The organism is Arthrobacter sp. D5-1, assembly GCF_017357425.1.
Taxonomy (GTDB): domain Bacteria; phylum Actinomycetota; class Actinomycetes; order Actinomycetales; family Micrococcaceae; genus Arthrobacter.
Map to the genome: position 1 here is coordinate 4,415,739 of NZ_CP014571.1, position 26,030 is coordinate 4,441,768.

The following is a 26,030-nucleotide window of genomic DNA, read 5'->3' on the forward strand; positions in this document are numbered from 1 at the left end:
ACTGAAAAGACATGCTCCTCATTTCATGCCCCAACTGCGGGCCACGCGACGAAACCGAATTCCACTACGGCGGCCAAGCACACATCGCCTACCCGGAGAACCCGAACGACCTCACGGACCGCGAATGGGCTGAATACCTGTTCTACCGCGAGAACACCAAGGGCACCTTCGCCGAGCGCTGGGTCCACAGCACTGGCTGCCGCCAGTGGTTCAACATGCTCCGCGACACCGTGAGCTACGAAATCCACTCCATTTACGGGATGGGCCAGCCCCGCCCGGACCTCACAGTGAACAGCCCGATGAGCGAACCGGACAAACCAGGGGAGTTCACCCAGTCCGGGGACTTCGGCCAGGCCGGCGAACCCGGGCTCGCCCCCGGAGCCACAGCCCCCACGGCAACTACCCCCATCTCCTCGGAAGGAGTCTAGAAGTGACCAACAAGAACGCACGCCTCGCCACCGGCGGACGCATCGATCGCAGCATCTCTTGGCGCTTCACCGTGGACGGCCAGGAATTCACCGGCCACCCTGGCGACACCATCGCTTCGGCGCTGCTCGCCAACGGCCACATCAACGCCGGCAACTCCCTCTACGAGGACCGCCCCCGCGGCATCATGGCCGCCGGCGTGGAAGAGTCCAATGCCTTGGTCAAGATCGCGCCCCGCTTCCGCGGACACGTTGCCGAGTCCATGCTTCCCGCCACCGCAGTGTCCTTGGTGGACGGCATGAACATTGAGCTCCTGTCCGGCCTTGGCAAGCTTGATCCCAACGAGGACAAGGCTGAGTACGACAAGAAGTATGTCCACACGGATGTCTTGGTCGTCGGCGGTGGCATCGCCGGCTTGGCAGCCGCCCGCGAAGCTGTCCGCACCGGTGCCCGAGTCATCCTGATCGACGACCAGCCCGAGCTCGGAGGCTCCCTGCTCTCCGGTTCCACCGCCCCGGAGCTGGCCGAACTGATCGAAGGCAAGCCGGCCCTGGAATGGGTTGCTGACGTCGAAGCCGAACTGGTTTCCGCCGGCGAATGCACGGTGCTGAACCGCACCACTGCTTTCGGTTCCTACGACTCCAACTACTTCATCGCAGCCCAGAACCGCACGGACCACCTCAGCGTCCCGGCAGCATCGGGTGTCTCGCGCCAGCGTATTTGGCACATCCGTGCCAAGCAGGTTGTCCTGGCTCCGGGCGCCCACGAGCGTCCGTTGGTGTTCGAGAACAACGACCGCCCCGGCATCATGCTCGCCTCGGCTGCCCGCACCTACCTGAACCGTTACGCCGTGGCGGCCGGTTCACGCGTGGTCATCACCACCACCAACGATTCCGCTTACGCACTTGCCGCAGACCTGAAGGCAGCAGGCGTGGCGGTTGCCGCCGTCGTCGATGCCCGTCCGCAGATCAGCGCAAAGGCAGCCGCCGCCGTCGAGTCCGGTATCCGGGTCCTGATCGGCAGCGCCGTGGCTGACACGTCGGCGGACGAGAATGGCCGCCTGAATGGCGTCACCGTCCGCAGCATTAACGACGACGGCGACCTCACCTCAGGCGTCGAACAGCTCGCTGCCGATTTGCTCGCCGTTTCCGGTGGTTGGAGCCCGGTGGTCCACCTTCACAGCCAGCGCCAGGGCAAGCTGCGTTGGGATGATGAGCTCGCTGCCTTCATTCCCACCAAGCCGGTCCGTGACCAGCAGGTGGTTGGCGCCGGCCGTGGCAGCTTTGAACTGCAGGACTGCCTGGCAGAAGGCATCTCGGCGGGAGCGGCAGCGTCCATCGCCGCTGGCTTCGAATCCGCCACCACCCCGGTGGAACTGCAGGCACCTGTGGCCAGCGCTCCAAGCCGCCAGCTCTGGCTGGTCCCCGGCCAAACCGGTGAGCCCGGCGAATGGCACCACCACTTCGTCGACTTCCAGCGCGACCAGTCCGTGGCCGATGTCCTCCGCTCCACCGGGGCCGGCATGCGCTCCGTGGAGCACGTCAAGCGGTACACCTCCATCAGCACGGCCAATGACCAGGGCAAGACCTCCGGCGTCAACGCAATCGGCGTCATCGCCGCGGCGCTGAAGTTCGGCGGAGCTGAGAACATTCCGGGCGTCGGCGAAATTGGCACCACCGCTTACCGTGCGCCGTTCACGCCGGTGGCCTTCGCAGCGTTGGCAGGCCGCCAGCGTGGCGAACTGTTCGACCCCGCCCGCGTCACCTCCATCCACCCGTGGCACGTTGCCCAGGGCGCACTGTTCGAAGATGTTGGTCAGTGGAAGCGCCCCTGGTACTACCCGCAGGCCGGGGAAGACATGGACACGGCAGTCCTGCGTGAGTGCGCAGCGGTCCGCGACTCCGTGGGCTTCATGGACGCCACCACTCTGGGCAAGATCGAGATCCGTGGCAAGGACGCCGGCGAATTCCTGAACCGCGTGTACACCAATGCGTTCAAAAAGCTCGCCCCGGGATCCGCCCGCTACGGTGTCATGTGCACTTTGGACGGCATGATCTTCGACGACGGCGTAACCCTCCGCTTGGACGAGGACCGCTACTTCATGACCACCACCACCGGAGGCGCAGCCAAGGTGCTGGACTGGCTGGAAGAGTGGCACCAGACGGAGTGGCCGGAGCTCGATGTGGTCTGCACGTCCGTGACGGAGCAGTGGAGCACCATCGCCGTGGTTGGCCCGAAGTCCCGCGCAGTGGTCGCCAAGGTTGCTCCCCAGCTCGCCGAAAACGGTGGCCTGGACGCTGAAGCCTTCCCGTTCATGACGTTCCGCGAGACCACTCTGGCCTCCGGAGTGCAGGCACGCGTTTGCCGTATCTCCTTCTCCGGCGAACTGGCCTACGAAATCAATATCCCGTCCTGGTACGGACTCAACACCTGGGAAGCTGTTGCTGCCGCAGGTGCGGAGTTCAACATCACCCCGTACGGTACCGAAACCATGCACGTGCTCCGCGCCGAGAAGGGCTACCCGATCGTTGGGCAGGACACCGACGGCACGGTCACCCCGCAGGACGCCGGCATGGACTGGATCGTCTCCAAAGCGAAGGACTTCATCGGCAAGCGCTCCTACCTTCGGCAGGACGCCAGCCGTGAGGACCGCAAGCACCTGGTGAGCGTCCTTCCCGTGGACCACTCGCTGAGGTTGCCGGAAGGTACGCAGCTGGTGGAAAAGGGCATCCCGGTCAACCCGGCCTCCGGACCCGTCCCCATGGAGGGTTTCGTGACCTCCAGCTACCACAGCGCCGCGCTGGGCCGTTCCTTCGCCCTGGCACTCATTCACAACGGCCGCAACCGCATCGGCGAGACCCTGGTGGCCTCGCTGGGAGACCAATTGGTGGACGTGGTTGTTGGCGAAACCGTACTTTTCGATGCTGAAGGGACCCGCAAAGATGGCTGAAACAGCAACACCAGCAGAAACCGCACACGTCGACCGCGTCCGGGGCGCCCGCCGCAGCCCGGCCGAGCACCTGGCTGAGGCCTTCACCTCCGGCTCCGTGCCGGGCACGGTGACGCTCACCGAAATCCCTTACCAGGCCATGGTGGGCATTCGGGTTCACCCAGCGTCCGACGCCGGTGCCCGCGTTGCGTCCGTGACCGGCGGCTTGCCTGCCACCTGCGGTGCAGTGACGGGCGGTGCGGTTTCAGACAAGGGTTCCGTCAACACCCTGTGGCTCGGCCCCACCGAGTTCCTGGTGGTAGCTCCGGAGGAAGCCCACGATTCGTTGGGTGGCTCCCTGGTCAGCGATCTGACCTCGGCGCTGGGTGGCGACGCCGGCCAGGTGGTGGACCTGTCCGCCAACCGCACCACGTTTGAGCTCTCCGGCAGCCACGCCCGCGCAGTGCTGGAGAAGACCTGCGCCCTGGACCTGCATCCACGGGTCTTCAAGGCCGGCACGGCTGTCTCCACTGAGCTCGCGCACATCCCGGTGATGCTCTGGAAGACCTCGGATGAGTCGTACCGGATCTTTCCCCGGGCCTCGTTTGCCGATTTCCTGGGACGCTGGCTCCTCGACGCCATGCGGGAGTACGCCTCGCCTGAGGTCCCCTGATGGCACTGAGTGTGCTTGATCTGTTTTCTGTTGGCATCGGACCGTCGTCTTCACACACGGTAGGCCCCATGCGCGCGGCAAAGCAGTTCACGGACGGTCTTGAATCGTCCGGCCAGCTTCCGGCTACGGTGCGCGTCCAGGCAGAGCTTTTCGGCTCCCTGGGCGCCACCGGCCGGGGCCACGGCTCAGACAAGGCCGTGGTGCTGGGGCTGCAAGGCCACTCCCCTGAAACCGTTAATACCCACACAGCCGATGACCAGGTTGCGGCCGCGGCACTCGACGCGGAATTGCACCTGGCCGGCAACCACCGGGTGGACTTCAACTGGGACGAGGACGTGGTCCTGCACCGCCGCAAGTCGTTGCCCGCCCACCCCAACGGGATGACCTTCCGGGCGCTGGACCACACGGGCACCGTACTCCGGGAACGCAGCTTCTACTCCATCGGGGGCGGCTTCGTAGTGGACGGTGACGTCTCCGGAGCCGACAAAGTGGTAGCCGATGACACCCTCCTGCCCTACCCCTTCACCACGGCAGATGAACTGCTGGCCATCTGCCTACGCGAAGGCAAGTCCATCTCGGACATCATGCTGGCCAACGAACTCGTGTGGCGTTCCGAGGAAGAACTCCGCGAACGGTTGCTGGGGATTTGGGCCGTCATGCAGGAGTGCGTGGACAACGGCTGCTCTGCCGAGGGAATCCTGCCGGGAGGACTGAAGGTCAGGCGACGGGCGCCGTCGTTGTTCAAGACGCTTGCCGCCACTGACGCCGCCAACAAGGCCGACGGCGCTGCCTCCAATCCTTCGGACCCGCTGCTCGCCATGGAATGGGTCAATCTGTTCGCCCTGGCCGTGAACGAGGAAAACGCCGCGGGCGGCCGGATTGTCACCGCACCCACCAATGGTGCCGCCGGAATTGTCCCCGCCGTGCTGCACTACTACACCAAGTTTGTTCCGGGAGCCAACGACGACGGTGTCGTGCGGTTCCTGCTGGCGGCGGCCGCCGTCGGGATCCTGTTCAAAATCAACGCGTCCATTTCCGGTGCCGAGGTCGGCTGCCAGGGTGAGGTTGGCTCCGCCTGCTCCATGGCTGCCGCCGGCCTCTGCGAAGTCCTGGGCGGAACGCCTGGGCAAGTGGAAAATGCCGCCGAAGTGGGCATCGAACACAACCTGGGCCTCACCTGCGATCCCGTGGGCGGGCTGGTGCAGATCCCCTGCATCGAACGCAACGCGATCGCCAGCGTCAAAGCCATCAATGCCGCCCGCCTTGCCCTGCACGGCGACGGCAGCCACAAGGTGTCCCTCGACAAGGCCATCAAGACCATGCGCGAGACCGGCGCCGACATGAAATCCAAGTACAAGGAGACCTCCCGTGGAGGCCTCGCCGTCAACGTAGTGGAGTGCTAGCCATGACTGCCATCCAAACTGAAACTGCTGCCGCCGCCTCCCCGGAGACGACTGTGGAACACGTTCTCACCCTAGACTGCCCCGAAGGTCCGGGCATCGTGCACGCTGTGTCCGGCTTCCTGCTGGACCACGGCTGCGACATCATCGACAACAAGCAGTTCGGCGATCGTGCCGAGGGCCACTTCTTCATGCGCGTCCATTTCGCGTCCGACGGCGATGCCTCCACGGTTGATACCTTGCGGGAGGCCTTCGCCCCGGTGGGTGATAAGTACAGCATGAACTGGCAGTTGCAGCCCCAAGGGTACAAGCGACGTGTGCTGATCATGGTCTCCAAGTTTGGGCACTGCCTGAACGACCTCCTGTTCCGCGCACGGATCGGCGAACTGCCCATCGACGTGGTGGGCGTTGTGTCCAACCACACCGACCACCAGGGGTTGGCGGAGTGGCACGGGATCCCGTTCTTCCACGTTCCGGTCACCGCGGCTACCAAGCCGGACGCCGAGGGGCGTCTTCTGGAGATCATCGATGAACTGGACGTTGAACTCATTGTCCTGGCCCGCTACATGCAGGTGCTCAGTGATGATCTGGCCCGCAAACTGGATGGCCGCGCGATCAACATCCACCACTCGTTCCTGCCCAGCTTCAAGGGTGCCAAGCCCTATCACCAGGCATACGCGCGTGGTGTGAAAACTGTGGGTGCCACCGCCCACTACGTGAATGGTGAGTTGGATGAAGGTCCCATCATCGCCCAGCAGGTAGTGGAGGTGGACCACACGTTCGGGCCGGACGATCTCGTAGCCGCCGGCCGGGACACCGAATGCAAAGCCCTCAGCAACGCCGTTCGCTGGCACTGCGAGGGGCGGATCATCCTGAATGGGAACAGGACAATCGTGTTGAAATAGGGCTTGCATACCCGATTCGACGGCTTGCTGCGTGATAGATGGTTCCAACCATCCAACCCGCAGCGGGCCGTCGAATTGGCGTTTAAGGGCTTAGCCGTTCACCGCGTTGATCCAAACGCCGATAATCCACGTGCTCGCCGCGGCACACGCCAACCCGAACTCCACGAGGATCCCGATGCCCGTTGCCTTGAGCGCGGCACCACTGGATCGGACGGCTGTACGGAAGTCCCGCGTCCGTTGGACTTCGCTGAGCAGCAGCCCTACGGCAAACCCCACAAAGAGCCCCACTACGGGAATGACGAACATGCCCACCACGCCCAGCACCACGCCGATGAGCACCGACCGGTTGGGGATGCCGTGTTGCTTGAGCTTCCGTCCCGTGAGCACGGCACTGGCGGCCATACCGGCCACCACAAACACCATGCCGATGGCGAAGATCACCCAGCCGAGTGCACCGGCGCCTCCCCAGATGGCCCAGGCCAGCAGGCTCGCACCGATGAGGATGCTGCCCGGGAGTACAGGAATGATGGTCCCGGCGACACCTACCGCAATGGCCAGGCCGCACAGGATGGTCACGATCAGTTCGGCGTTCATGCCCCTCAGTCTATGCACAGCAACGCGGGGTCACTTATGGCCCCTTGAGCGCGCCATGGCGGCACGTAAGTGACCCCATGTTGCCCCTTAACTACAAACGACGGCGACGCTCCCCAGCACGGGAGGCGTCGCCGTCGTCGGTCTTGCGGTTGAAACCGCTAGCGGGTAACCGCTATTCAGCCACGGCGGCAGCAACTGCCGCGGTGACGGCCGGTGCCACGCGGGCATCCAGCGGGCTCGGCACGATGTAGTCCGCGGAAAGGTCTTCAGCGGCCAGCTCAGCGATGGCGTTGGCTGCGGCGATCTTCATGGCGGGCGTGATGCGGCGGGCCTTGGCATCGAGTGCACCACGGAAGATTCCGGGGAAGGCCAGAACGTTGTTGATCTGGTTCGGGAAGTCGCTGCGACCGGTGGCAACAACGGCCGCGTACTTCTGGGCAACCTCAGGGAGAACTTCCGGGTCCGGGTTGGACAGCGCGAACACAATCGACTGATCGTTCATGAGCTTCAAGTGCTCTTCGTCCAACTTGGAGGAGGAGACGCCCACAAAGACGTCTGCGCCCGTCAGTCCCTCGCCCGGGCCGCCGGTGATGCCACGGGGGTTGGTGCGCTGGGCCATGCGGGCCTTGACGCTGCCGGGGTCTGCCGCAAGATCGGCACGGTCAGCGTTGACCACGCCCTTGGAGTCGAGCAGGATGACGTCCTTGATGCCAACAGCAAGAAGAATTTCGGCAATGGCGATGCCGGCGGCGCCCGCACCGGAAACAACAACCTTGAGGCCGGCGAGTTCGCGCTGGGTCACCTTGGCGGCGTTGGTCAGGGCTGCAAGAACCACGACGGCGGTGCCGTGCTGGTCATCGTGCATGACCGGGCAGTCGAGGGCTTCGATGAGGCGCTCTTCGAGTTCGAAGCAGCGGGGAGCGGAGATGTCTTCAAGGTTCACGGCGCCGAAGCTGGGGCGCAAGCGGACCAGGGTCTCAATGATCTCGTCCACGTTGGTGGTGTTGAGGACCAGCGGGATGGAGTCGAGGTCCCCGAAGGACTTGAACAGGGCAGACTTGCCTTCCATGACCGGCAGGGAGGCGCTGGGGCCGATGTTGCCGAGGCCAAGGACCGCGGTGCCGTCGCTGACCACAACAACCAGGCGCTCGGCCCAGGTGTGGGTGCGGGCAAGCTCGGGGTTGGCGTGGATTGCGCGGCTGACCTGCGCGACTCCGGGGGTGTAGGCGATGGAAAGGTCGCGCTTGTTGTTCAGCGGCACGGTGCTGGAAATGGTCAGCTTGCCGCCTTCGTGGGCTGCGAAGATCTCTTCTTCGGTCAGTACCAGGGCGTCGTTGTCTGTAGCAATTGTCTCAATGGACACGTCTTTGTCTCCTCAGGCTAGCCGTGGACCCACGGCATGGTTCGGGCAGGAACAGAACTGCTGTAGCGGACCAAGGATGGCTGGTCCGGCGTTGCTTCTGCAGGTAGGGGGCTGCTAGCCGCTTCGGTGTTTCCAGCCTAGGGAGCCTGAGGAGGTACAAGATTCAATACCAAGAGAGACGATTCGAGAGTAAAACGTTCAACCAGCTCCAATTGTGATCCACGTCATGCGAAAAACCGTGTTCAGAAGCCCTGCTGGTCTAGACCAGAGTCCACATTCCGTCATTCTCCGGTCAGCAGCGAGCAGGCTTTCTTCAGATCTTTTTCGGCTTCAAAGAGCGACAACCGTCGGCATCGAACGGCTTGGACAAGTCCACTAACGAGGTGGAGCAGGATCCTGGCACGCACGGAATCCTGGCCGGTGTCCTTGCTGAGCGAACCCACCACCTCCTCGGACAACGCATCGATCTCGCGCAGCAACTGTGCGGTGTCGTCGTCCTTGCCTGCAGGACGGATCAAACAGTGCTCCACCCCCGGCTGCATGACCCTCAGATGGAAGATTTCCATCATCAAACCCGCGAGCGCGTGACCTTTACCTTCGCGGCGACGGACGCCATCCCGAAGCTCCCGCAGCTGCTGCCTGTACACGGCCAGCATCAGGTGGGCTGTGGAGGGAAAGTAGCGGTACAGCGTGCCGAGCGGGATATCAGCCCTGGCCGCGACGTCGGAAAGGCTCAACGTATCGAACTGCCTTTGGGCAAAACCCGCAGCAGTCTTCAGGATGCGGGCATAACGCAGCTGCTGCCGCGGGGTGGTGGGCGCGGCAGCCATACGGGGCAACCCCGTGGTCAGGTCAAGGGAATACGGTTCCAGTGAGTTTGAGGCGGGCATTTCCGGCGATCTCTTGGCAGGCTGACAAGGAAGCGGCCGGCTGGGGTCATAGACCCTCGGCTGGCCGATCGCATCAATGATACGGGAGCTATATGACCGTTTCCTGAGAGCTCTCCAGCCAAGAAAGCGCGCATGCCGCTCCCTGCCATTGGCGCTCCGCGCACATACACTGCAGGCAGGTCTGGATCACGGGAGGAACGCATATGGGGACATTTCGACGCCGGATGGCAGCAGCGCTGCTGACCGCAGCTGTGGCGGCCATGGCACTGAGTCCGCTCCCGGCGTCGGCCGCCCAAAGCAGCGGACCCGATCCCGTCCTCAGTGGAGAGGCGTTCGTCGGCGGCAAGCTCACCGTAGACATCGGCCCGTATACGTTCTACGGCTGCGGCGGCGGCAAGGGACCGGACTTCACCATCTACTGGACCAGGGACGGATTCCTGGTGGCCGGCGAGACAGCCCGGACTTACGCGCTGCAGCCCGACGACACCGGGGCCCGGATGGCCGCCCATGTCACCGCCAGCAAGACGGCCTGCAGCGGCGATTCCCTGCACAGCGACGAAACCAAACCCGTGGGCGCCGCCAACCGGGCGGCCGGGTTCACGGGCAGGAGCTACGAGTTGCTGGCCCGCGGCACCGACGGCGCCTTGCAACTCTACGGCCGCAAGGGAAGCGCATGGGAAGCGGCACGGACGGTGGGCTGGGGTTGGAACATCTTCAACCTGACCTTCTCGCCGGGCGACTTCAACGGCGACGGCAAGGGCGATGTGATCGCCAAGGACTCTGCAGGAACCCTGTATCTCTATGCCGGCGACGGAACCGGTGGATGGAAACCGGCACAGACCATTGGCAAGGGCTGGAACGTCTTCGACACGATCGTGAGCCCCGGAGACTTCAACGGCGATGGCCACAACGACGTCCTGGCCCGCGAACCCGGCGGCGCTCTTTACCTGTACCCGGGCAATGGTTCGGGGGGCTGGTTGGCGAGGACCGCCGTCGGGCAGGGCTGGCAGATGATGGATGCGCTGCTGACGCCGGGGGACTTCAACGGCGACGGCAACGTGGACGTACTGGCCCGGGACCGCAGCGGATATCTCTACTTCTACGGCGGCAACGGTGCCGGCGGATGGACGAGGTCATGGTTGATCGGGGTCGGCTGGAACACGCTGAAAGCAGCGGGTGCCGCCGGGGACTTCGACAATGACGGTTTCAACGATGTTTATGGCGTCGATCAGCAGGGTCGATTGGTGATCTACTACGGCAACGGGCGCACCGGATGGCGCGGGTCTGAGATCGCCGGTCATGGTTGGAACGGATTCACAGCGATCTTCTAGAGAAAACCCCTGCGCGGTAGAATTAGCCCCATAAAGTCTGGGGAGGACATCATGAACGCACCAACGCGCCCTACGTCAGGTGTGCGCCGGGTGGTGGCTGGCATTGCAGCGGCGGTCGTCGCCGCACTCGCCTTCGCGCCGGCACCCGCCATGGCAACCATGGATCCCTCGAATCCCGTGGTTCACGGTGCGCCCTTTGTTGGCTCAACACTCACGCTTGAAATCGATCCTGCTTCCTACCGTGGCTGCGGCGCCGCTGCCGGCCCGGACTACGGCATTTACTGGACCCGCGACGGCGTTCGAGCCCAGGACCACTGGGCGTGGTGGACCTATACGCTCGATGAGTCAGATCGTGGCAAGACCATCGCAGCCCATGTCGTGGCCAGCCAGAATGGGTGCGAGCCGCTGGAAGTCTCCAGCGAAGAGACCGCCCCGATCTCCGCTTCCAACAGGGCGAACGGCTTCACCGGGCGCGGTGCTTTTGAGATACTCGCCCGCCGCACCGACGGCACCCTCATGATGTATCCGCGCGTCAACAACGCCTGGGAATCCGCCAGGACAGTGGGGCCGGGCTGGAACGGCTTCGGAACTGTGGTGTCCCCCGGCGACTTCAACGGCGACGGCGCCAACGACATCCTGGCCAAGGATTCGGCCGGCAATCTCTTCCTTTACGCGGGAACAGGCAACGGCGGTTTCCTCGCCGGGCGCCAGGTAGGCAGCGGCTGGAACGCCTTCAACTCGATCGTTTCCCCCGGCGACTTCAACGGCGACGGCACCAATGACCTCCTGGCCCGCGACGCCGGCGGCCTCCTCTACCTCTACCCGGGCAACGGAAACGGCGGCTGGCTTACCCGCTCCGTGGTGGGCAGCGGATGGAACGTGGTCAACAAGATCATCACCCCCGGCGACTTCAACGGCGACCACAACGTGGACATCCTGGCACGCGACGCAGCTGGAGCCTTGCGCCTGTATAAGGGCAACGGCGCGGGAGGCTGGGCCGGTATGACGGTGGTCGGCCAAGGGTGGGGCGGCATGGCTACCATCGGCGCGGCCGGCGACATTGACGGCAACGGCAACGTGGACGTCTACGCGGTGGACGGCTCCGGCCAACTGCTCGCCTACTACGGCGACGGCGACGGCGGCTGGAACGGCGCCGGTGCCATCGGTTGGGGCTGGGGCGGTTTCAACGCAGTCTTCTAAGACTTGGGGGATCTTATGACATTTCATTCTTCCGCCTTGGCTTCCCGACGTCCGCTGCGGCTGGGTTTCCACCTCCTTCTGGCCATTCTCCTGTGCGCCGCCCTCGCCATCGCGGTTCCGCCGCCGGGTGCCAACGCAGCAGGACCGGCGCCGCTGCCTACCGTGGTGACGCGGACTTCACCCGCCACCGTGGTCCCCGGCAATACCATCTCCCTCTCCTTCACCCTGAGCGGGCCGGCCCGGGAAGTGGGATTCGCGTTCGTCAACGAGGACACGCTGGAGCAGGCAATTCTCTATGGACCCACCAGCGCGGCTCCGGGACCATACAGTGCGCAGGCCAAGGTGCCGGTCAACGGAAGCGCGTTCAAACGCACGGGCCGGTACAAACTCCTCAGCGTCAACATTGTGCTTCCTGCGGGGCAGGGATCCGTGCGCTACGGCCGTGACGGAAACATCCTCTTCCTGAGCCAAGGCCTCGACGCGCCAACGCAACGGCCCGGCGCCCTGGACGGCGTCGACTTCTCCGTCAACAACCCCAATTTCCCGCTCATCGACAACCCCAATACCAAAACACCAGTGGTGTCCGGAGTGGCCCGCTACGACCAAGTACTAACCACTGACAACGGCACCTGGACCTACCCGCCCACTGGCTTCGCCTACCAGTGGCTGCGGAACGGCCAACCCATCGCCGGCGCTACCGTCAACAGCTACCGGGTAGCCGAAGCCGACCTGGATCAGACCCTGTCCGTCCGCGTCACGGCCACCCGGGCAGGGTACCGGGCTGTGTCGGCATCCTCCCTGCCGCTCACCCCCACCTCCCCCATTACCGCAACTGCCCCGGCGCTCCAAGGCAAGCTGACCGTGGGAGAAAAACTCACGGGTGCTTTCAGCGAGGGCAGCGTCTCCACCGGGACGGCCGGCGGCGCCGTCAGCGTGCGGTACGAATGGGTGCGGAACGGTACCCCGATCAACGGGGCCACCGCCAAAACCTACACGCTGACCGCTGCCGACCGTGGCGCCGTCGTCGGCTTCCGCGCAGTGGTCCAGGCCGGCAATCCAGCCACGGCCACTCGCCCGTTCACGGTGTACAGCCGCACTGTGGTGCGGAACAAAGCCCACACAGCAGGTTTCGACGCCGGTGCCTCCTTGGACCTGTTCGCCCGGAACGCCGCGGCGAACCTTCTGCTCTACCCGACGGACGGCGCGGGACGATGGCAAGCGGCGAAGACCATCGGGTATGGCTGGGATGTTTTCGATCTCGTGTTCAACGCCGGCGACTTCAACGGCGACGGCTTCAACGACGTACTGGCCCGGGATGATGCCGGCACCCTGTTCCTCTATCCGGGCAACGGGACCGGCGGCTGGCTGCCGCGCAAGGAAGTCGGATGGGGCTGGGACATCTTTGACTCCGTCATCGCAGCCGGCGACTTCTCAGGGGACGGCGCCAACGACCTCCTGGCCCGCACCCCTTCAGGAGCTCTGGTCCTCTACCCCGGGAACGGCGTGGGCGGTTTCCGCTCCCCCGGCGCAGTCGGCCAAGGTTGGGATGTCCTCAGCCAGGTCTTCTCCCCCGGCGATTTCGACGGTGACGGCAACCCCGACGTCATGGGCCGCGACAATGCCGGGAACCTCCGTCTCTACGGCGGCAACGGCAGCGGCGGCTGGACCACTGCACGGTCCATCGGCACAGGCTGGAACGTCATGTCGCGCATCGGCGGCGCAGGAGACTTCAACGGCGATGGATTAAACGATGTCTGGGCCATCGACGCCTCGGGCCAGCTGAACATGTACTACGGCAGTGGCAGCGGCGGCTGGAAGGGCGCTGGCGTTGTTGGTTGGGGCTGGGGCGGATTCACTGCGGTGTTCTAAGCCGATTTTGGTTGAGTTTTGGGTTTGACTTGCGACACATTCCTGCAAATAACGATATTCCAAACCCAATAAGTGTTACCGGGATCACGGGGCTGTATTGTCATTTCAATTGGCCTCCACAGGCCGCTCTGGTCTGCACCATTTGGGGGAATCTTGGGGTCTCATCCTGCTCTGCGCTTTCGTGCTGCGTCCACCGCTGTCCGGGCGCTCCTGCTGACGCTGGCCTTCGTTCTTGCAGCGGTGGTGGTGACGCCCGTTTCACCCGCCGTAGCCGCCACACCGGTCCTCGCCACGTTTGTGCGGACCTCCGCTGCAACGGTCGACGTCGGGGCTCCTGTCAGTTTCAACTTCACGACTTCCGTCGCGGTCAAGCGTGTTGAGGTGGGGCTGCACAGTGTTGCCGGGAAGCATACGTTGGCGTGGACAGCTGGTGCCGGCGGTGCCGCGGCTGCTGGCGCGAGCGCCGGGACTGTTGCAGGCGTCGCCTCCCCGTCGTCCTGGCCCAACGGCGCGATCGAGGTCAGTTACGTCCAGGTCATCACCACGGCGGGTGCTTCGCAGGTGTATTACCGCGGTGGCGGCGTCTATCCACCGGGCACCGGCGCCGCGCCTTTTGGTGACCCCGCCGCACAGGACTTCAAAGTCAGGAACCCTTCGTTGCCCTACGCAGCGCCCGTTCCTACATCGTTCCTGCCGGCCAAAGCCACGTTCGCGCCAGGACAGACCGCAGGGGTGCAGGTCAAGCTCTCCCAACTTGCCCAGGCGGTCCGGCTGGTCTACCGGGATGCTTCAGAGGTCACCCCCTTCGAGCTGACGTGGGCGGGTAACCCAGCGCCTGGCCCCCAGACCATCACGGCCACCGGGGCCATCACGGCAGCGCAGGCTTCGGGAAAGTACACCCTGGAGCGTGTGGAAATCTCCTACTTTGACGGTCTGGCCAAGGACTCCTACCTTCGGGATGGGACGATGGAGCGGACCTCACCGGTGCCGTTGGGCACGGCCGTTCGGGCAGGACTGGCAACAGGTGACATCACGGTGAGCAACCCGGCCAAGGTGCTGCAGAAACTGAGTCCCTCGGTGGCGCCACGTGTCGCGGGGGACCTGGTTCCCAATACGATCCTGACCATCCAGCCAGGAACGTGGCCCGTAGAACCGTCATTCTCGGAAATCCAGTGGTACCGGAACAGCACTCCCATCGACTACGCCACCAAGGACACCTACCAGTCCAATATGTACGACGATCCCGCAAACATGATCTGGGTCAAGATGACCGCGCGGGCTGCCGGATACCTCCCCACCAGCGTCTCAACGTTGGCATTCGGGCCGATGCCCCGCCGGGTCTGGGTCAGCAACCTGCGCATCACCGGTGACGCGTCAGTGGGCGGCGTCCTCCATTTGGAGCATGGTGCCGCCGGCGTCGACCCCGAGGGCGGCCAGGCCAGCTACACCTACGTCTGGAAACGCAACGGCACTCCTATTCCAGGCGCCACCTCCCGGGACTACCGGACCACCCTGGCGGACAAGGGAAACATCATCACTGCAGGGGTAACAGCCCGCTTCGATGCAGGCTCGGCCATTACCGAGGTTGTTGACCTTGTGGGACCGTTGGCAAACAAGACCCGCGGCAAGGGCTTCAACGCAGACGGCACGGGGGACATTTTCGCCCGGGATACCGGCGGTAACCTGTGGCTGTACCCCAGCAACGGCAGCGGCGGCTGGTTGCCCTCCCAAAAAATCGGCCAAGGCTGGAACGGGTTCAACTCGCTCTTCTCCCCTGGCGACTTCGACGGCGACGGAAACGTTGACGTCATGGCCCGCGATGGTGCCGGACGACTCTTCCTCTACCAGGGCAATGGCCAGGGCGGCTGGCTTCGATCTTTCCAGATCGGTCAAGGCTGGGGGTCGGTCAAGGACATCGTGGCACCGGGCGACTTCAACGGTGACGGCACCGCAGACCTTATTGCCCGGGATGCTTCGAACACCATGGTGATGTATCCCGGAAATGGACGTGGCGGCTTCCTGACCCCTTACACACTCAGTGGCGGGTGGGGCGATTTTAATGCCTTCATCTCTCCGTCGTCGCGTTCCATCTTCGCCCGTGACAACTCAGGCAACCTCCGGTCCTATAGCGGCTCCGGAAATGGATACTTCCACGAAAACGCATGGACGCCCAACGTCTTCGGCGCTTATGCGGGCTATGGCTGGGAAGGTTTCAGCAGGATCGGCGCACCCGGAGATTTTGACAGTGACGGGGTCCCTGAGGTGTACGGGATCCACCCCGATGGACGGCTCACCATGTTCTACGGGCTGGGCCATATCGCCCTCAAGCGCCAAGCGACCATAGGCTGGGGCTGGAACTCCTTTAACTCCGTCTTCTAGCCATGCCCACAACCACTTCACACCATTCTGGGGAAGACGTCATGACCACTCGCACCGTTGCAGGGCTAAGCCCCACCAAACTCCGCCCTCTGGCTGCCTTGCTGGGAGTCCTCCTGGCTGCGATGCTGTTGGCGCCGGCCTCGTTCCAGCCTGCGGCAGCGGCTGAAGACCCTGTACCAAAAATCGTTGCCGCCCAACGGGTATCCTCCCCCACGGTTGCTGTGGGGGCCACCGTGAAGATCGCCTTTACCCTGGCGCAGCGGGCCCAACGCGTCGAGTTCCGCTACACCGACGAATCCCATGTCACCGAACACCGCGTCATTTGGTCGGGGACACCCGCAGCCGGGCCACTGACAGCGACCGCCTCGGCCGCCGTGGCAGCCGATACCTACTTCAACGGCACCCACACGCTGCAGAGTGTGATCATCACCTACGGCCAACGAATGCTCACCTACAACCGTGGCTCCACCTACGAAGAGGTGCTCCCTGTTGCCTGGGAAACCCTGGACTTCACGGTCAGCAATCCCGCCAACGTCCTTGTTCCCAACGACAACATCACCCTGCCGGCTCTCGGGATCCGGAAAGAAGCGGGCTATTCCTATCCTGCCTTCGACGTCAACCACGGAACGTGGTCCGCGCCGCCGTCGTCCTATACGTACGAATGGTTCCGCGACGGGGTCTTCAAGTCCTCCGGCAGCAACTGGTTCGATGTTTCGGGCAAGTACGCCGGAACCGGGTCCGGGCTCACGCTTAAACTCACCGCCCTGGCAGCCGGGCACCTTCCCGAGACCGTCGAGACCAAACCCTTCTACCTGGCGGCCGCCGCGGACCCTGTGATCTCCGGTTATCCAGGGGTGCGGGGGTCCGTGAAGGCAGTGTTTGATCCCTCCACCATCAAGGGACTCCCCGCGGGAGCGAAACCAATTGTCAGCTACCAATGGCTCCTGAACATTGCCGATCCCATCCCTTCGGCCACAGGGGCAAGCTACAGCCCCAAGCCCTCAGATGCCGGCAAGAAACTCGGGGTGACGGCCGTTGTCAGCTACGACGGCAGCGTCGTAGGCCTCTTCCGCAGCGCTGATGTGATGGTCAAGCATCAGTCACTCCTCCGGGACTTCGACGGCGACGCCAAACCGGATGTCATCACCAGAAAACCCAACGGCACACTGACCCTTTTCCGAGGGGACATCTATGGCCAGTTCAAAAGCGCCACCAAGGACATCGGCTGGGGATGGGCCGGCTTCACTGCGCTGATGTCTCCCGGTGACTTCGATGGCGACGGCGCAATGGATGTGATGGCCCGCGATAAGTCCGGTCAGCTGTGGCTTTACCGCGGAAATGGATCCGGCGGCTGGCGCGGCTCTTCTGTCATCGGGACCGGCTGGGCAGGTTTCAGCGAGATCATTCCGGCCAGCGATTTCAACGGTGACGGGACCAGCGATGTCCTGGCGCGTGACCCTCAGGGGCGCCTCTTCCTCTACCCCGGCAATGGGAGGGGCGGATGGCTTACCCCAACGCAGGTTGGACAGGGGTGGCAGTCCTTCAACAAGGTCTTCACTCCCGGCGATTTCAGTGGCGACGGAGTCTCCGATTTCCTCGCCCGCGGGACAGACGGGAAGCTCAGCGCCTACTACCCCAACGGTAAGGGTGGATGGTTGTCGTCGAGGACGCTGACAGGAAACTACTCATCCAGCATCTACCTGGGTGGATTGGGCGGATTTAATCATTCCGACCGCTACAACTACTTCTTCAGCGTCTCTGACCAAGGCGTGTTCACCACCGAGGCACTGGGCAGTGACTGGAACAGCTACTATCGCCAGACCAGCCAGGCGGGGACGGGATGGGGTTACCTCACTGCCGTTTTCTAAGCTGATTTCGGTTGATTTCAGGGTTTGACTTGTCTTTTCGTTGAACATTTGCCAGCAAATTCCCAGACTGTCGTTCCCGCGTTGTACCCTCAAGACACTTATACCCGCCGGCCATCCGGGACCGGCTTGATTTGGGGGAACAATGGGGATCACTCCTATGCGCCGCGTGCGCACCTGGCTCGCCGCACTGACTAGCTGCATCGTTGTGGTTGTTGGCCTGGGACTGGCTCCTGCCGTGCAGGCTGACGACACTTTTGCACCGGTTCCGGTAGCGGTCTCCACGACGCCCCATTCGATCGCTGCCGGAGGACAGGCCTCCTCCAGGGTTACCCTCCAAGCCTCCGGCCCCATCAGCGACGTCTATGTCCTATTCAGGAACACGGCCACTGGAAAGCTGCACACACAGATGACCCAGGGTTCCTACAGCGCGGCTGATTCGACCTACACGTTCGAGATCTTCTTTGCCCAGGGCACTCCGCCGGGAACCTACCTGGCCCAATACCTGCAGATCCAGACCACCGCAGGCCAGGAGTTCGGATACTGGCGCGACGGTTCGCTGATCCACAATCCAGGCAACCTGCCAGACTCCGGCACTGCCGCTGTTGCGCTGAATGCGTTGGACTTCAACTACATCACTCCGGTGGACCTGGACCGGCCCCATACTTCCGGTTCCTACCGCGCCGAGTACTGGGATCCGTACACCATGAGCCTCTTCATTCGTGATTCCTGGGGACGCCTGGGGCTCTTCCCCACGGGTGGAAATGGGACGTGGAAGCAGGCCTACGAAGTTGGTTCGGGGTGGAACATCTTCAATCTGATGTTCTCGGCCGGAGACTTCAACAATGACGGAGAGAACGACGTCATTGCCCGTGACGGCGCGGGGTCGCTCTTCCTCTACCCCGCGGACGGGCAGGGCGGCTGGTATCCCCGCCAGCAAATCGGCTGGGGCTGGGGTATCTTCACGTCCGTTTTTGCTGCCGGCGATTTCAGCGGCGACGGCAACAACGACCTCCTCGCACGCAAGCCTTCCGGCGAACTCGTCCTGTATCCGGGCAACGGGTCCGGCAGCTTCCTGGGGGCGACAACCATTGGTTGGGGTTGGAGCGGCATGACGTCCGTCTTCTCCCCCGGCGATTTCAACGGCGATCACAAGCCCGATGTCCTGGCCCGCGACGGGGCAGGCAACTTGCACTTCTACGGCGGTAACGGCTCCGGAGGATGGACCACCAGCGGCACGATCGGCCAGGGGTGGAACGCCATCACCAAACTGGGCGGCGCCGGGGACTTCGACGGCGACGGCGCCAACGATGTCTGGGGCATCGACACCTCAGGCCAGATGCGCATGTACTACGGCAACGGCTCCGGAGGCTGGAAGAGCTCCGGAGTTGTTGGATGGGGTTGGGGCGGGTTCAACGCGGTCTTCTAGGCCCTCCTCACGGCTTTTGATTGAGGGCCTCCTCCGGGTTTCTTCGGGGAGGCCCTCCTTCACAATGACTTCGATTTCACGGAACCATTTACCGGGCAAAGCCGAAAATGTAGTGTCATCTCAATTGATCTCTGCTGGCCCTCCGGCCAGTCACTTCTTGGGGGAATCCTTGGACCTTCTTACTGCCCTGCGGTGGACCGCGCCCAACCCTGCGCGGCGGCTGCTGACCGCTTCCCTGCTGGTGGGCGCCCTGAGCAGTGCGCTGGTGGCGGCTCCTGCCGATGCAGCGCCGGACCTTCAGAACTCCGGCCAGGAACTCATGGTGCAGCCAGCTGCTGCCCGAACTGTCTACATGGGGCAGCCAAAACTGACTGGCGACCCCACCGTAGGGGGCCTCCTCAAAGCGGAACTTGGCGGATACGCTCCGTTCGTCATCCCCGAGGGTGGCACGCCTTCGTTCACCTACAAGTGGACCCGGGACGGTCAAGCCATACCAGGCGCCACAGGCTCGACCTACCGGGCCACCCCAGGGGACCGCGGCAGGGTAGTCGCCGTCTTCGTCACGGTCTCCTACGACGCCGAGTCACGGCTCACCCTGCAGGCGGACTACCCGCTGAGGATCGCTGCCAAACCCCGGGCACGCGGATTCAACGGCGACGACACCCTGGACATCTTTGCCCGCGATGCCGCAGGCCGCCTGCTCCTCTACCCCACTGACGGCCTGGGCAACTGGCGTGCAGCCCAAGTACTCGGAACAGGATGGAATGTCTTCAACACCCTGTTCTCTCCGGGCGACTTTGACGGTGACGGCACAGTGGACGTCATTGGCCGCGATGGACGGGGACGGTTGTTCCTCTACCAGGGCAACGGAACCGGCGGCTGGAAGAGTGCCTTCCAGATCGGCCAAGGCTGGCAGGATTTCCGGACCGTGTCCTCGGCGGGTGATTTCAACGGCGATGGAAGCAACGACCTCATTGTTGTGGACCGCTGGTACCAGGCCATCCTCTACCCCGGCAACGGCAGGGGTGGCTTCCTTCAGCCCTACGGCGTTGACACCTATTGGGTCAACGGCGATCCGATCTTCACAGTGGGCCACTTCGGCGGGACGAACAACCTGGGAATTGTCAGCCGAAACTACGGCTATCTCCGGCTTTATGAAGCCAGCCGGAGCGGCCGGCTGGATGGCAGCCGTACCGATATCGGATGGGGGTTCAATGACTTCCCGTTCGTGGGTTCAGCGGGTGACTTTAATGGCGATGGCACGGTGGACATCTTCAGCGTTGACACCGCAGGACGGCTGACGATGTATTACAACAAGGGCGCAGAGTACCTGAACAGCGGCCGCCCGGACATCCGATGGTACGGACAATCCACCGTCGGGTGGGGCTGGGGTGGCTTCACCGCGGTCTTCTAGGCCTAGTCAACGCTCTTGATCTTCACCACAAACACCGCTCCCAGGAGCCCAATGACCGCGGCGGCGACGTACAGCGAGACGTAGCCGCCCCAGTAAAGGACAAACGGAGAGGCGATCAACGGGGCGATCACCTGCGGTAAAGAGTTGGCAATGTTGATAACGCCCAAGTCCCGGCCGCGGTCCATTCCCGTGGGAAGGACCTGCGTGATGAGGGCGAAGTCGACGGCGAGGTAGGCTCCAAACCCGATCCCCAACACCACCGCACCGGCAAGCCCGCCGATCCACGTTGGTGCGAAGGCGAGGATCAGCGAGGCCAGCGCAATGATGACCGACGACGCGATCACCAGTGGCTTCCGTTTGCCCATCTTGTCGCTTAGCCGGCCACCAAGCACGCTGGTAATGATGACCGAGACCGCGTACAGCCCCGTAAGAATGAGGACACCAAAGGAGGGATCGATTCCCTCAGTTTCCTTGAGCCGCACAGCATCACTCAGGAAAAACAACAAGTACAACGTGACCATGTGGTTGCCTGTACTTACCAGCAGACGGGTCAGCCAAGCCCACGCGAAATCCGGATACCGTTTGGGCGAGACCCAGAAGCCCTTGAGGAAGTCTGCCAGATTGAAGGGCGGGCGCTCAGTTGGTGGAAGCTGCTGATCGTCATTCTTGAAAAGGTAAAGCACGACGCCGGCCAGCAACGCCGCAGCGCACAGCCAGTACCCGGCCGCAAAGTTCCCAACGACGACCGCCGCGATCACCGCGCCGATCAAAATGCCTACTGTCTGTCCCATGGCGGCGAGTCCGCCTACAGTTCCGCGCTGTGGCACCGGGACGCGGTCAGGTACGGCGGCCGTAATAGCGGCGTACATGGCGTTGGCTCCGGCCTGCACAAGGCACCAAAGCAAAGTCATTGCTGCAACGTTGGGAGCACCGGCCAAAGCAACGAGCGCAACAGCTCCCAGGATGGCGCCCATCAGGACCCAAGGAACACGGCGACCAAACCGGGACGTCGTGCGGTCGCTGAACGCCCCGAAAAGTGGGTTTGCCACCATGGAAACGGCCGCTCCACAGCCAGTGACCAAGGCAAGGATCGCTTCTTTCTGGCCTTCATCAAAGTGGGCTGCCTGCAGGCCCAGGAGCACTTGGAGGGGGCCAAAGAACGCTGCGTTGATGCCGAGGTTGACCAGCACAACGCCGGTAACCCAGATCGGCCTTACCCTGGCAACAGGTTCGGCAAGCGCCGTGGTGTTTCCACCGCGGACGATTGCAGGATCCGGCACAGGACCCGGCAGGTCAGACAAGCTCATGGCAGGTTCCCCCTCATTGAATGTTTGGATTCAGCCTAGCGCGGCGAAGCGACACTGAACCGCCGTTAAGCCCTTTATCCACATAGGCCGCTGCCAGCGCTGCTTTAGCCCCCTCGCGAGCGCTAGTGTGGCCTCACAGCAATCGAGGAGAAGCACTGTGAGCAAGCAAATAAATACGGCCGATCTCTACGACGAGCGCGGCGAGGAACTGGAGTCCATAGCCGTTCAGTTCCTCAATCTGGGAGGCCAAACCCATTTCAGTGGGCCGGTCCGCACTATCCGGTGCTTTGAGGATAATGCGCTGGTGAAAACGGTCCTCAACACACCCGGTGAGGGTGCCGTGCTGGTCATTGATGGCCAGGCATCTCTGCGGACGGCACTCATGGGAGACCTCATTGCCGCGAGCGCTGTGGCCAACGGCTGGTCCGGTGTGGTGATCAATGGTGCCATCAGGGACCGGGAGGCCATCGCCCGCCTGCCCCTTGGCGTCAAGGCACTTGGGAGCAACCCGAAGAAGAGCGCCAAGACGGGAGTTGGCGAAGTGGACGTAGAGCTGGTGATCGATCGCGTCCGCATCCAACCCGGCGTGATGATCTACTGTGACCCGGACGGCATCCTGATCGAGCGCTGACTCTTCGGTGGGGCCCGACTTAGAGCAAAAGTGGAAGAAATATTCTCCCGGCGGGAATCAACTTGGTCGTAAGATAGTTACTGAAAGCAACTATCCTGCTTAATCCACTTTTCTGCCACCTCTGGAGAAGATATGTCCAAAACCACGCCCGTCCGGGCCGCCGGCGAGGTTCTGACCCACCGTCAGACACTCACCGTCATGGTGGGACTCATGCTCGGCATGTTCCTGTCCTCGTTGGACCAGACCATCGTGTCCACGTCCATCTACACCATTGCGAACGATCTCGACGGCCTCTCGCTTCAGGCCTGGGCCACTACCGCATACCTCATCACCTCAACGGTGAGCACGCCCCTGTATGGCAAGCTCAGCGATATCTTCGGTCGCCGCCCGCTCTACCTCGTGGCCATCGTGATCTTCCTGGTGGGGTCTTTGTACGCGGGATCCGTCCACTCCATGACGGAGCTTGCCATCGCCCGTGGCATCCAAGGCCTGGGAGCCGGTGGCTTGCTGGCTTTGGCGCTGACCATCATCGGCGACATCGTGGCGTTGAAGGACAGAGCCAAATATCAGGGCTATTTCATGTCCGTCTTTGGCATTTCCTCCGTACTGGGCCCTGTGATCGGTGGAGCCTTCGCCGGCACGTCCAATATTCTGGGCTTCGACGGCTGGCGCTGGGTATTCTTCATCAACTTGCCCATTGGGCTGGCCGCTCTTGTGGTGGTCTTCATGTATCTGCATCTGCCTGCGAGGCACGTAAAGCAGAAGATCGATTATTGGGGTGCTGCCGCTATCACGCTGGCCATTGTGCCGCTGCTGCTGGTAGCAGAACAGGGCCGCGTGTGGGGTTGGGCGTCGGCTGCGTCCTGGCTCTGCTACGGCCTCGGCGTCATCGGCATCGTGGCGTTCCTGCTCGCAGAGAAGCGGGCGGGTGACTACGCGCTCATTCCGCTGCGTCTCTTCAAGAACATGACGTTCGGTCTGTCATCGCTGCTGAACTTCATTATCGGCATTGGCATGTTCGGTGCCATCGCCATGCTGCCAATGTACTTGCAGTTGGTAAAGGGCCTCACACCCACCGAGGCCGGTCTGATGATGATCACGTTTACAGTGGGCATCCTGTTCGGTTCCATTTCGGCCGGCCGCACCATCTCGTCGTCCGGTATCTACAGGGTCTTCCCGATCATGGGCACAGCCATCCTGGCAGGCGCTGCCACCGTCATGGGCTTGGTGCTCGGCGTGGATACCGGTTTATGGGTACCGGGCCTGATCGCCGTGTTCTTCGGCGTGGGACTGGGATTCTGCATGCAGCCGCTCACCCTCGCCATGCAGGTGTCCGTTCCGCCCAAGGACATGGGCGTGGGCACGTCCACGGCCGCCTTCTTCCGTTCGATGGGTGGCGCAGTAGGCACTGCCGTGTTCATCTCCATGTTGTTCAGCGTCGCGGCCGACAAGATCGCCGACGGTATGAAGACCGCTGCTTCCAGCCCGGACTACCAAGCGGTCATGAAGGACCCGGCCGTGGCATCCGACCCCGCCAACGCCAAGCTGTTCGACTTCTTCAAGAACGGCGCCAACAACGAGTCCTTGAACGACACCAGTTGGCTCCACACTGCCAACAGCACGCTGACCAGGCCCATCACCGAGGGCTTTGCCCAGGCGATAGATATCGTCATGCTCACGGCAGCCGGACTCATGCTCATCGCGTTCCTGATCAGCTTCGCGCTGCCCAACAAGAAGCTCACCGACCCGAAGGCTGCAGCCAAGGAATCGGTGCCCGCACACTAGTCGCCGGCTCATCACGAGTTGGTCGGTCACGAGTTGGTCCGCGAAGAACGGCAGGCAGTCCTCGGACTGCCTGCCGTTTTCCTTGAGCTGCCGGATTCGTCTATTTCGGTCGATTGCTTCTAGTGCGAAGCCCTCATGATCTCGATGGCCTGCTCCAGATCCCCGCGGAGGTCGCGGTCCTCCACCTCGGAGGGCAGGGTGAAACCCGCCCGCATCATGGCGCGCAGGCGGCCGCTGGCAAACTCTTCGGGCCGCCGCCCCTGCAGGTGAAGAGCCCGTGAAGCGCACACAAGCTCGCTGGCGGCGACAGTGGCGAGTGCGTCCGCCGTCGACTCCAACCGCGCTGTGGCGACGCTTGCAAAGCTGGCATCCTCCTCAGCGCCGAGCGAGAGCACCACGGTCTGCAGGCTAACCGGTTGGGCGTTGGCACGAATCCGGCCGACGGCGGCCGCGGCCACATATTCGAGCATCATCAGCCCTGACTGACCTGAACCGTCCTCAGCCAGGAACGGGTGCAGGCCCGTGTATTTGGGGTCGCACAGGAGGTCGATCCTCCGCAAGTGGGTTGCACACGCCGCGCCGATAGCCAGTTGCAACGCGTCCACCCGGCGGGCGAGGTTGGTCATTTGGAAGAGCCCGTGGTGGGCCACATCATTGCTGCCGTCGGACGGCAAGCCGTGTACGAGCGGATTCTCATGTCCTGCTGTGACAAGGCGACCCAGCAGAGCACCCAAGGCCTTGAGTTCCTCTGTTTGGGACCCGAAGACCTGCGGCAGCGTCCTCAAGCAATAGGGATCTTGGATCCGGGCTGGCTGGCCGCTGCCTTGGACCATTGAATGAAGAGTGTGTGCGGCATCGGCTACGGCGGACGTGTCCGCCGCTGCCGCCACGGCCGGACTCAGAGCTTCGGAATTGCCGGACATCGCAATGAACGAGAGTGCGGCCACCGACGCTGCGTTGTCCAAAAGCGTCGACAGTTTTTGTTGCGCCAGGACCCCTTGAGCAATGGTCAGCGCACTGGAACTGATGAAGGGCAGGGCATCAGCCGTGGCCCACCCCTTAAGGCGAACCGGAACCTCACCCCTGCCCAAGGGGGGACGTTCGCCCAGCATCGTCAGCGCCGTTCCGGCTAGTGCCTGCAGGTCCGCAGTTCCGATTCCACCGAACTCCCGGATTTCAGGAACCACGTCGGAGTTGATGAGTTCCACCAAGGCTTCGGCAATGACGGGGTTGATTCCAGATCCACCGGCCGCCAGCTGGCTGAGCCTGACCACCAACATCGCCCGGACGGTCCTGCGGGCAAGAGGCTTGCCGGCGTCTACAGCGTGGCTGCGCAGAAGCTTCAGTCCGTGAGTGTCCCCGCCGTCGGCTTCCATCAGGGAAACCGCGCGGTTCGCTCCGACGCCGGTGGAGCGGCCATAGACGGGACGCTGCAGCGCCGTAGCTTCCGCAGACTTCCGCGATTCATCCATTCGGACCATGGCTTCCGGAGCCAAGGTGACGTCCTCGCCGTCGGCTACTGCGGCGACGTCAGCCAAGTCCAGTGTCAAGCCATCGATCACGATCATGAACCGATCCTTTCTCTTCAGTTGCGTGGGCTCATCAGCCTCGTGCACTAATCAGTTTCCGGCGCAGTGCAG

General features: G+C 63.2%; 19 protein-coding genes. 14 read left to right on the forward strand and 5 right to left on the reverse strand.

Annotation, left to right across the window (positions count from 1 at the left end):
* Positions 1 to 11 precede the first annotated feature (11 nt).
* From AYX22_RS20360 to purU, 5 genes are read left to right on the forward strand one after another with little or no spacing between them, the layout of a single operon-like run.
* Positions 12 to 428, forward strand: coding sequence for a sarcosine oxidase subunit delta (locus AYX22_RS20360; protein ID WP_207595284.1), 417 nt, complete (start codon positions 12 to 14; stop codon positions 426 to 428).
* A 2-nt stretch (positions 429 to 430) separates the two neighbouring features.
* Entirely contained in the window at positions 431 to 3,376 is a 2,946-nt protein-coding gene (locus tag AYX22_RS20365; protein WP_207595285.1) for a sarcosine oxidase subunit alpha family protein, read from the forward strand.
* Positions 3,369 to 4,028 carry a sarcosine oxidase subunit gamma family protein gene (locus AYX22_RS20370; protein ID WP_207595286.1) on the forward strand — a complete coding sequence of 220 codons (660 nt, stop codon included), beginning with the start codon at positions 3,369 to 3,371 and terminating at the stop codon, positions 4,026 to 4,028. The genes AYX22_RS20365 and AYX22_RS20370 overlap by 8 nt, the downstream gene beginning before the upstream one ends.
* Positions 4,028 to 5,431, forward strand: a complete 1,404-nt coding sequence (locus AYX22_RS20375) for an L-serine ammonia-lyase (protein ID WP_207595287.1) — start codon at positions 4,028 to 4,030, stop codon at positions 5,429 to 5,431. The genes AYX22_RS20370 and AYX22_RS20375 overlap by 1 nt, the downstream gene beginning before the upstream one ends.
* Before the next feature lie 2 nt (positions 5,432 to 5,433).
* Entirely contained in the window at positions 5,434 to 6,333 is a 900-nt protein-coding gene (gene purU, locus AYX22_RS20380; protein ID WP_207595288.1) for a formyltetrahydrofolate deformylase, read from the forward strand.
* A gap of 90 nt (positions 6,334 to 6,423) precedes the next feature.
* Here purU and AYX22_RS20385 read toward each other — a convergent pair whose 3' ends face one another.
* The 3 genes from AYX22_RS20385 to AYX22_RS20395 form a co-directional block, all read right to left on the reverse strand.
* A complete protein-coding gene (locus tag AYX22_RS20385; RefSeq protein WP_207595289.1) occupies positions 6,424 to 6,927 on the reverse strand; it encodes a DUF456 domain-containing protein in 504 nt (167 codons plus the stop codon).
* Positions 6,928 to 7,099: 172 nt separating this feature from the next.
* Positions 7,100 to 8,290 (reverse strand): NADP-dependent malic enzyme, encoded by a 1,191-nt coding sequence (locus AYX22_RS20390; RefSeq protein WP_207595290.1) that lies wholly within the window; start codon positions 8,288 to 8,290, stop codon positions 7,100 to 7,102.
* A gap of 281 nt (positions 8,291 to 8,571) precedes the next feature.
* A complete protein-coding gene (locus AYX22_RS20395) occupies positions 8,572 to 9,180 on the reverse strand; it encodes a TetR/AcrR family transcriptional regulator (RefSeq protein ID WP_207595291.1) in 609 nt (202 codons plus the stop codon).
* Positions 9,181 to 9,383: 203 nt separating this feature from the next.
* On the opposite strand from AYX22_RS20395, the gene AYX22_RS20400 reads away from it, so the two are divergent.
* From AYX22_RS20400 to AYX22_RS20430, 7 genes are all read left to right on the forward strand, one after another.
* Positions 9,384 to 10,511 carry a VCBS repeat-containing protein gene (locus AYX22_RS20400; RefSeq protein WP_207595292.1) on the forward strand — a complete coding sequence of 376 codons (1,128 nt, stop codon included), beginning with the start codon at positions 9,384 to 9,386 and terminating at the stop codon, positions 10,509 to 10,511.
* 51 nt (positions 10,512 to 10,562) lie between these two features.
* Positions 10,563 to 11,711 carry a VCBS repeat-containing protein gene (locus AYX22_RS20405; RefSeq protein ID WP_207595293.1) on the forward strand — a complete coding sequence of 383 codons (1,149 nt, stop codon included), beginning with the start codon at positions 10,563 to 10,565 and terminating at the stop codon, positions 11,709 to 11,711.
* Positions 11,712 to 11,726: 15 nt separating this feature from the next.
* Entirely contained in the window at positions 11,727 to 13,580 is a 1,854-nt protein-coding gene (locus tag AYX22_RS20410; protein WP_207595294.1) for an FG-GAP-like repeat-containing protein, read from the forward strand.
* A 153-nt stretch (positions 13,581 to 13,733) separates the two neighbouring features.
* Positions 13,734 to 15,959, forward strand: coding sequence for an FG-GAP-like repeat-containing protein (locus tag AYX22_RS20415; protein ID WP_207595295.1), 2,226 nt, complete (start codon positions 13,734 to 13,736; stop codon positions 15,957 to 15,959).
* Between the two features lie 41 nt (positions 15,960 to 16,000).
* Entirely contained in the window at positions 16,001 to 17,827 is a 1,827-nt protein-coding gene (locus AYX22_RS20420; protein ID WP_207595296.1) for a VCBS repeat-containing protein, read from the forward strand.
* Positions 17,828 to 17,969: 142 nt separating this feature from the next.
* Complete coding sequence (locus AYX22_RS20425; RefSeq protein WP_207595297.1) at positions 17,970 to 19,253, forward strand: VCBS repeat-containing protein; 1,284 nt, start codon at positions 17,970 to 17,972, stop codon at positions 19,251 to 19,253.
* Positions 19,254 to 19,422: 169 nt separating this feature from the next.
* On the forward strand, positions 19,423 to 20,667 hold the full coding sequence (locus AYX22_RS20430; protein ID WP_207595298.1) for an FG-GAP-like repeat-containing protein: 1,245 nt from the start codon (positions 19,423 to 19,425) through the stop codon (positions 20,665 to 20,667).
* Between the two features lie 2 nt (positions 20,668 to 20,669).
* Here AYX22_RS20430 and AYX22_RS20435 read toward each other — a convergent pair whose 3' ends face one another.
* Complete coding sequence (locus tag AYX22_RS20435; RefSeq protein ID WP_207595299.1) at positions 20,670 to 21,974, reverse strand: MFS transporter; 1,305 nt, start codon at positions 21,972 to 21,974, stop codon at positions 20,670 to 20,672.
* Positions 21,975 to 22,131: 157 nt separating this feature from the next.
* Between AYX22_RS20435 and rraA the strand changes: the two genes are divergently transcribed.
* Together rraA and AYX22_RS20445 are read left to right on the forward strand one after the other, a co-directional pair.
* Positions 22,132 to 22,605 carry a ribonuclease E activity regulator RraA gene (rraA, locus tag AYX22_RS20440; RefSeq protein WP_207595300.1) on the forward strand — a complete coding sequence of 158 codons (474 nt, stop codon included), beginning with the start codon at positions 22,132 to 22,134 and terminating at the stop codon, positions 22,603 to 22,605.
* Positions 22,606 to 22,737: 132 nt separating this feature from the next.
* The gene (locus AYX22_RS20445) at positions 22,738 to 24,390 is read left to right on the forward strand and encodes an MDR family MFS transporter (RefSeq protein ID WP_207595301.1); all 1,653 of its coding nucleotides are present in this window, start codon (positions 22,738 to 22,740) and stop codon (positions 24,388 to 24,390) included.
* Between the two features lie 119 nt (positions 24,391 to 24,509).
* Here the strand turns inward: AYX22_RS20445 and AYX22_RS20450 are convergent, their stop codons facing one another.
* Positions 24,510 to 25,958: an aromatic amino acid lyase gene (locus AYX22_RS20450; protein ID WP_207595302.1), complete on the reverse strand. Its 1,449-nt coding sequence runs from the start codon at positions 25,956 to 25,958 to the stop codon at positions 24,510 to 24,512.
* Between the last annotated feature and the right edge of the window lie 72 nt (positions 25,959 to 26,030).

Bases quoted from the DNA above. Each gene is read 5' to 3' on its own strand.
- AYX22_RS20360 (WP_207595284.1), top strand. From the start codon at position 12: ATGCTCCTCATTTCATGCCCCAACTGCGGGCCACGCGACGAAACCGAA.
- AYX22_RS20370 (WP_207595286.1), top strand. From the start codon at position 3,369: ATGGCTGAAACAGCAACACCAGCAGAAACCGCACACGTCGACCGCGTC.
- AYX22_RS20375 (WP_207595287.1), top strand. From the start codon at position 4,028: ATGGCACTGAGTGTGCTTGATCTGTTTTCTGTTGGCATCGGACCGTCG.
- purU (WP_207595288.1), top strand. From the start codon at position 5,434: ATGACTGCCATCCAAACTGAAACTGCTGCCGCCGCCTCCCCGGAGACG.
- AYX22_RS20385 (WP_207595289.1), bottom strand. From the start codon at position 6,927: ATGAACGCCGAACTGATCGTGACCATCCTGTGCGGCCTGGCCATTGCG.
- AYX22_RS20395 (WP_207595291.1), bottom strand. From the start codon at position 9,180: ATGCCCGCCTCAAACTCACTGGAACCGTATTCCCTTGACCTGACCACG.
- AYX22_RS20400 (WP_207595292.1), top strand. From the start codon at position 9,384: ATGGGGACATTTCGACGCCGGATGGCAGCAGCGCTGCTGACCGCAGCT.
- AYX22_RS20405 (WP_207595293.1), top strand. From the start codon at position 10,563: ATGAACGCACCAACGCGCCCTACGTCAGGTGTGCGCCGGGTGGTGGCT.
- AYX22_RS20410 (WP_207595294.1), top strand. From the start codon at position 11,727: ATGACATTTCATTCTTCCGCCTTGGCTTCCCGACGTCCGCTGCGGCTG.
- AYX22_RS20420 (WP_207595296.1), top strand. From the start codon at position 16,001: ATGACCACTCGCACCGTTGCAGGGCTAAGCCCCACCAAACTCCGCCCT.
- AYX22_RS20425 (WP_207595297.1), top strand. From the start codon at position 17,970: ATGGGGATCACTCCTATGCGCCGCGTGCGCACCTGGCTCGCCGCACTG.
- AYX22_RS20435 (WP_207595299.1), bottom strand. From the start codon at position 21,974: ATGAGCTTGTCTGACCTGCCGGGTCCTGTGCCGGATCCTGCAATCGTC.
- AYX22_RS20445 (WP_207595301.1), top strand. From the start codon at position 22,738: ATGTCCAAAACCACGCCCGTCCGGGCCGCCGGCGAGGTTCTGACCCAC.
- AYX22_RS20450 (WP_207595302.1), bottom strand. From the start codon at position 25,958: ATGATCGTGATCGATGGCTTGACACTGGACTTGGCTGACGTCGCCGCA.